This is a genomic window from Streptococcus oralis, assembly GCF_001579025.1.
Taxonomy (GTDB): Bacteria; Bacillota; Bacilli; order Lactobacillales; family Streptococcaceae; genus Streptococcus; species Streptococcus oralis_X.
Window position 1 is genome coordinate 103,856 of sequence record NZ_KQ970235.1, and the last position, 6,353, is coordinate 110,208.

The window sequence follows — 6,353 nt, forward strand, 5'->3', positions numbered from 1 at the left end:
GAGGGGATATATGATTAGTTTAAATCAAGAACAATTGCAATTTGATATTACAGGGATTTTAGGCCACGAAATCAATCAACATATTGATTTTTATAATACCGGAGTCGAAGAAGCTTATTTGGCAATAAAAAATAATGACAATAGTACAGCGTTAACTATCTTACGATCATTAAAATCACAGTTAGATTTGGAATACAAGTATTTTGATACTAAGAGGTTTTGGGATTTTGGTACATTCAACGACGCTTATAGTTATGTTGATGGTATAAAAAGAGCTAGTCGAGCATTGGTGGGAGCACCCAATTATCGAAATATGAGATCCATGCTTTATGATATTCGAGATTATATGACTAGAACACGATTTGACGATGATAGGTATTATGGAAATGTATTTGCTTTAGATGTTGACAAATATTTAGATGAGATGACAGCCTTGGAACATCATTCGCATTTTGGAATGTTTCTTCAAGGGATTAGAACATTTTACCATCGACCAGGAAAAGGGACAGCAAAACAATGTCTTACTCTATCTAAAGGTCTCCCTCCAAAGGATATAGAACCTTTTATCCTCATAGAGTATATTGAGAAATATTTGTGATAATTGATAATTCACTCCGTATAACAAATGCACAAAACAATAACAATTCAAATGGTGTGAACTTTTTGGTAAAATCTAGCTCAATTTGTGTATTTTTAGGGTAAAATTCACACCATTCAACTGAAAGTTATTCAAATTAGATAAAATCGTTCTTTCTGAAAACGTGGGAAAACATTGATTTTAAGCGTATCTTGAAACTTATTCAAATAGAAGTGTTTCCAACCAGGTCTTAAGAAAGCTCGTAAAGCATCACAATTCTCAAAACGTTAATCAATACGATTATATCAACATTTCAAAGCACTCAAGAGTTTACCTCATGGGTGCTTTTTTTGTGTTTTTTGAAAAAGTTCACCTCAAAGTTTACCTTATTTTAACCTTATTGTTTTAGAGACTTTAAGGCAAATTCACCGACTGCCATAGGGACTACGTTAGAAGTATTGACATAAATCTGTGTTGTACCTGTGTCGCTATGTGTTAGAGCTTCGGAAATGGCTTCTAAGCTCATTCCAGCCTGTTTAGCGAGCGTTGCTCCCGTATGACGTAGTTTATGTGGTGTAGCGTGTGTAAGCTCTGGGTGTCGCTTTCTGATAGTTTGCATCTTATTATTAAGATAGTCAGAATGTAGGGGTTTATTGATATTCCCTCTGGTATCTATATAAGTGAAGATGAATTGTTCTGGATTACTGATGATACCAAACTTTGCTAGTTCATATTTTTGTTGTTTTTTCCATAAGGTTAGGAGTTGAAGCAAGTCGCTAGAAATAGAAAAGATAGTTTTTTTATTTCCTTTGGTAGATTTTACTTGTCCGTATCTATCTAAAGCCTGAATTAACTGAATCTGAGATTTTGAAAAGTCGATATGTTTCCACTGGAGAGCATATGTTTCTGATTTTCTATCTCCAAGGAAAAAAGTGAGATAGAAAAGGACGTAATCTTTGAGTGATATTCTATCATTCTCTAAATCCTCTTTAAAGGCTGAGAACCATTCTTGGAGTTGCTCATGAGTTAAATATAAATCTTCATCACGTTTTGATTCTGCAAGTTGAATTTTTTTAACAGCCTTAATTCGTCTTAAAGTTTTTGCAACTCTATTTGCTTCAATATATTCAAGTTCTTCTGCCCAATCAAAAATAGAAATAACGTAACTTCGTAAAGTTTTGAAGTTGGCATATTCGTTGGCTTTTGCCGTCATCAAATTTAGAATAACCTGTTTATTTTGGTTTAAAAATTGAATCGTATAGTTGCCAAGAAGTGGTAGTATATGCTTTTCAAAACATGTTTTGGTATTAGCAATTGTTGACCTGCTTGGTGGCTTAGAAGTTGATGTAGTTTGTCCTGCTTTATAGGATTCCCACCAAATATTATTATAGAAGTCTGAGAAAAGAATATCTTCTTTTCCTAGTCCTGAAAACGCATTGTCTTCAATTTGGTTTAACTTCGTGAGTAAGTCTATCTCTGCTTGTCGTGCCTCCTTTCTTGTTTTGAATCGTTTATCGTAGTAGTTGTTGCTGACGATTCCAAGTGGCATTCGAGCTTCTATTGGAATGTAGATTTTTAAACGATAAGTACCATTTTTTGTTTTAGTGATAGTCATGATATTCTCCTTGTGTATCGAACCAGAAAATATCATGACTATTATAAAACAAAAATCTTGATATTTCTAGTTATGTGAGTTTAGCCATTGGTCGATAGCGTCTTTATGGAATCGAATCGTTTTACCGATTTTGATTTTGGGTAGGCCTTTTACAATCCAAGAATCCAGTGTATTGTTTGATATACCTAAATAGTTACAAGCTTGTTGCTTGTTCAAATAGGGGCTATTGATACCGCTCTTGTCTAATTGCTCTCTGATTTCTTTATTTATAAGATTAGAGAGTAAAAGTTGAATTTGATGAATTTGCTCATCTGGTAAGATTACTTGCATAGCTTTTCCTCCATTATACTTCTATTGAAGTAGTGCTTGATATGACGTCACTAGTTTCATTCGGGGTATTCGTCAAAGAATTTTCTGATGAAGTTATTTTGCTTTTGTCTGTGCTATACCTTCGTGAATCTAAATACTTAGCAAAAAAGTAAGTTTTATCTACGATAAGCCTTAATAAGATCGGATTTTCTTCTCTCGCATATCTAACCAGATGATTAAACTCTGTGAAATTCTTCTTGTCTATCACATCAATGATGGCTGATAGAAAATCATCGTTGTTATTGTTTATGAGGAATTTGTCTAATTCAAATCCGCATCCTATTTCTATATCATCAATTTTGTATTGAGTCTTTTCAGGATTCTCCGCATGAACAAAGTAGTCATACATCCCCTTGGGAGACATAATGGGCTCTACATGAGCAGGCCCCTTTAATTTATCCTTGATGAGTTCAGATACTTGATTATAGCTTTTAAGCGAATCAAAGAAAAAGGCTCCATGCTTATGAGCTTTCTTAAGTTCCCCTGTTTTTCGATTGATATCTCTATCATGCCAAGGTGATAAGATAAAGGGGATATGAAAACCTTCAAGGATTTCCAAATAGTTTTCTGGGGCGCTCTCTCTGTAGAAAAGAAAAGCCCATTTATTAGAACGTTGTTCTTTTGCCATATTCAATATGTCTCGCTTTCAAATTGTATTTCTATCTATAAGGAGATTTAGAGGGGTGTCTTCGGAATGTGGAACATGATTTATTTGATTTTTGGTGATTATTGATTATTGGACTAACGGGGTCGTAGTAACCCGTTAGTCCATATACCAAGCAGAAGGGCGCTAGGTGGCGCTCACTTCGTGCGCCAAAGCGCCCTTCCAATCAATTGCGTCTTGTTCCGATAAAGTAGAAGGCCATACCCTTTCTTTCAGGCCGTGAAAAATAATAGTCTGGATTGCGACTAGAAATTTCTTCACTGATGATTGTTTCCAAATCTTTTAGAATTCTAATAGCTTGTTGAGATTTGGGAACAGGAATAATCAAGGTTGCACTTCCCTCTCTTATATCTACAACTACTTTCTGAATCGCTTTATTGAACTGCTTGTTGATGGGGTTGTATCTCTTTATGTTTCCTTGCTCTCCTGTGCCTACAGATTCCGAGTGTTCTCTTTGAATCAGAAAAAGACGAAGAGAAAAGGTCTGTATGATGGATTTAAAGAGGTTAACTATTCTGTCTTCACTCTGGCGTATCTTAATTTCATAGCCAAATAATCCAAAGAATAAGAGAAGGGACAAGAAAGAGATAGATGAGCTGATAAAGTGAAGCAAGTGCAGGAAATCAAACAGAGATGTGAAATAAATACTGTTTTCCAAGGGATTCATTCCAAGCCTCAATAAGATTGAAATAAGCATAGATAGGATTCCTATTATAAAAAGGGTGGTTGCTGGATGAATGGTTTTTTGAAAATTCGTTTTTATCATAGTCTATAAAATTCCTTTCGTAGTGTAATAGGTGGGGCAGAGGAGGGGGAGAACTTGATAAGGATGTTCGTTATCAATGATTTGAATTAAGCCAGTTCCTTTGCCGATTGGAATAACAATGCCTTCTGGGTCAAGGTCGGGAAACAAAAATTGTGTGGTCTTTTTATTAATGTTTCCAATTTGTATAAGAACGTTTAATTGTTCTCGAACAGAAACTGGTATGGTAGTATGATCAAAGCGTTGACTGACAAGAAGTAAATGAACTCGTGTGGCTCTCCCTAGTAATGCAATTTGAGACAATAAAGAGAAGAAGGAATCCTTGATATTTTTATTGACTCCCTCAGACAAGGCGAGCACTTCATCAATAACGATTGTCATATGTTTAAATTCATGACGTGGATTTTCAAAGAGAATCCTTTGGCGTTTATGAATAATAGACAGACACTGACTTAAACTTTCATTTATTTCTGACACAAAATCAGATTTAGAACGGTTTTCGTGTGGATGAATGACGGGAATTTGGTATTCTCTTGCCCATCGTGAAGGAGTATCGAATTTTGGGTCAACGATAATCAAATCAGAAATATTTTTTAATACGCTTAACAAATACGTCAAAGCATAACTTTTCCCACTTCCTGAGTTACCAGCAATTGCGATAGATGTTACCTTATCGTAATTAACGACTAGATTTTCCATGATAGGAACAGCGTTTCCTTTGATTGATGATGTAAACTGTTCAAGGTCTGAAATCACTAGACGTTGAGAAATTCCCTTCTTCCACGGAAAAAATAAGCCTCGCTGAACATGAATATCCTCTGTCTTTAATGCAATAAAGTAAGCAGAATTTTGCTTTAACAAAGTATATTCTGGATATAAGGAGGCATTTGCGATTAGAAAAACCTTCTGATATAAGTCATCATCAATAATAAAGCCACAAGGAAGGCGTGGAATAAAGATAAATCCATCTTCTTTAACTGCAATATCGAATGAGTTGGTATAAGATGTTTCACCTTGAAGAACAGAGTCTAAACCCATGTTCAGACTCTGCAACAAGTATTGTTCCAACTCTCTTTTTGTGAGAGAATGAACCATTATTTTACCTCTTTTAATTTATCTGCTTTGAAGTAAACATTATAGTTTACTTCACATGCCATTAGATTTTCAAAGGAAACCAAAGACAGATAGTCTGGTAGGTCAGGTGCTTCTGAAAATTTAACTTGGAAAGGCGGGAGCCCTTTTTGTCCGAACCAAGCCTTGTAAGCAACAATTTCACCGGTTGGCTTTCCATCCTCGAATTTTTGTTGTGGCTCAAGCTCATCACTGAGCAAGTGAATAGGTGCTTGAAGATTCACGTATTGTTCTGCTGTTTGATTTGAGTATCCGCCTTTGCGTTTTTGTGGTTTGATTTTCATATGGTTTTACCTTTCTATATGAAGATTAAAAATTGAAAAGGGACAAGCTCGGTTTCCTGTCATGAGCTGGACAGTTTTTTATTTATTCTTCAAGTTTTTCCCTCAGAAGTTTGAGCGATTTTTCTAGCCTTCTTTTGACTGTTTTATCACTGAGGTGAACTTCTTCAGCTAATTGAGTAAAATTTTTATCTTCAAAGAAGTAACCAAAGATAATGATTTGTTCGATGTCGTCAAACTCGTCAATTGTCTGATAGACAATCTTGGTATCTTCTTCATAAATGAGTGACTCAAGAGGATTGGAGTGTCTGGAATTGTCAGGTAGAAAGTCAAGCATTTCTTTCCTCTTATAGATGAAATTGAGGCTGAGTTTTCCATGATACCTGTCTTTCCTCTCTGCGTTATCAAATGGTAATGATAAAAGATGGACAACTCTTTTCCAGTCGCCACGTTCAATCGCTTCCTTGATTTCTTTTTCTCTTCGGATAGCGACCTTGTCAGGTTTGGGTTGTTTTGAGTTCTGTTTTTTTGTCATAATTCTTTACCTTTCTTTTGGACAAAATAGTGAATGGGCTCTTGCTCGGTTTAGTGTCATGAGCTGGACAGTTGTTCTTATTTATAAGGAGATTTTTTGGGAGTTTTCGGACTAAAAAGTGAAAAAAGTTCAGAAAAAACAAAAAATCCCCCACAGCACTTGTGGGGGAGGGAGGGTAGGATAAAGATTTGTAACGGAAATTTAACTTGACAGGATCTTGATTTTGGAGTATAATTCCCTTTAGGGAATGAACAATTGAAAATAAATTTTTATGAATGAATTGGTGTTTGAGGTGACAACCTCATTTAAAAAAGATTCGTGTACACGAATCTTAATTTATAAAATAAAAAATAGCTTTGGCTTTGCAATGCGACGTCAACGCAAACACTAAAATATATAAAAATCTATCTAGTCGTAA

General features: G+C 35.2%; 8 protein-coding genes. 1 reads left to right on the forward strand and 7 read right to left on the reverse strand.

The features are described from left to right. The first annotated feature begins 10 nt into the window (after window positions 1-10). The gene (locus SORDD27_RS00505; RefSeq protein WP_061426691.1) at window positions 11-598 is read left to right on the forward strand and encodes a hypothetical protein; all 588 of its coding nucleotides are present in this window, start codon (window positions 11-13) and stop codon (window positions 596-598) included. Between the two features lie 376 nt (window positions 599-974). Here the strand turns inward: SORDD27_RS00505 and SORDD27_RS00510 are convergent, their stop codons facing one another. The 7 genes from SORDD27_RS00510 to SORDD27_RS00540 form a co-directional block, all read right to left on the reverse strand. Continuing rightward, complete coding sequence (locus SORDD27_RS00510) at window positions 975-2,192, reverse strand: site-specific integrase (RefSeq protein WP_061418102.1); 1,218 nt, start codon at window positions 2,190-2,192, stop codon at window positions 975-977. A gap of 66 nt (window positions 2,193-2,258) precedes the next feature. Beyond that, window positions 2,259-2,522 carry a helix-turn-helix domain-containing protein gene (locus tag SORDD27_RS00515; protein WP_061426692.1) on the reverse strand — a complete coding sequence of 88 codons (264 nt, stop codon included), beginning with the start codon at window positions 2,520-2,522 and terminating at the stop codon, window positions 2,259-2,261. 13 nt (window positions 2,523-2,535) lie between these two features. Continuing rightward, window positions 2,536-3,189 carry a replication protein gene (locus SORDD27_RS00520; RefSeq protein ID WP_061418095.1) on the reverse strand — a complete coding sequence of 218 codons (654 nt, stop codon included), beginning with the start codon at window positions 3,187-3,189 and terminating at the stop codon, window positions 2,536-2,538. 202 nt (window positions 3,190-3,391) lie between these two features. Beyond that, window positions 3,392-3,922, reverse strand: coding sequence for a hypothetical protein (locus SORDD27_RS00525; RefSeq protein ID WP_231069251.1), 531 nt, complete (start codon window positions 3,920-3,922; stop codon window positions 3,392-3,394). Between the two features lie 72 nt (window positions 3,923-3,994). After that, window positions 3,995-5,083: a cell division protein FtsK gene (locus SORDD27_RS00530; protein ID WP_061426696.1), complete on the reverse strand. Its 1,089-nt coding sequence runs from the start codon at window positions 5,081-5,083 to the stop codon at window positions 3,995-3,997. Beyond that, window positions 5,083-5,397 (reverse strand): hypothetical protein, encoded by a 315-nt coding sequence (locus tag SORDD27_RS00535; protein WP_186822895.1) that lies wholly within the window; start codon window positions 5,395-5,397, stop codon window positions 5,083-5,085. The genes SORDD27_RS00530 and SORDD27_RS00535 overlap by 1 nt, the downstream gene beginning before the upstream one ends. 88 nt (window positions 5,398-5,485) lie before the next feature. Further along, the gene (locus tag SORDD27_RS00540) at window positions 5,486-5,935 is read right to left on the reverse strand and encodes a sigma factor-like helix-turn-helix DNA-binding protein (protein WP_061426700.1); all 450 of its coding nucleotides are present in this window, start codon (window positions 5,933-5,935) and stop codon (window positions 5,486-5,488) included. Between the last annotated feature and the right edge of the window lie 418 nt (window positions 5,936-6,353).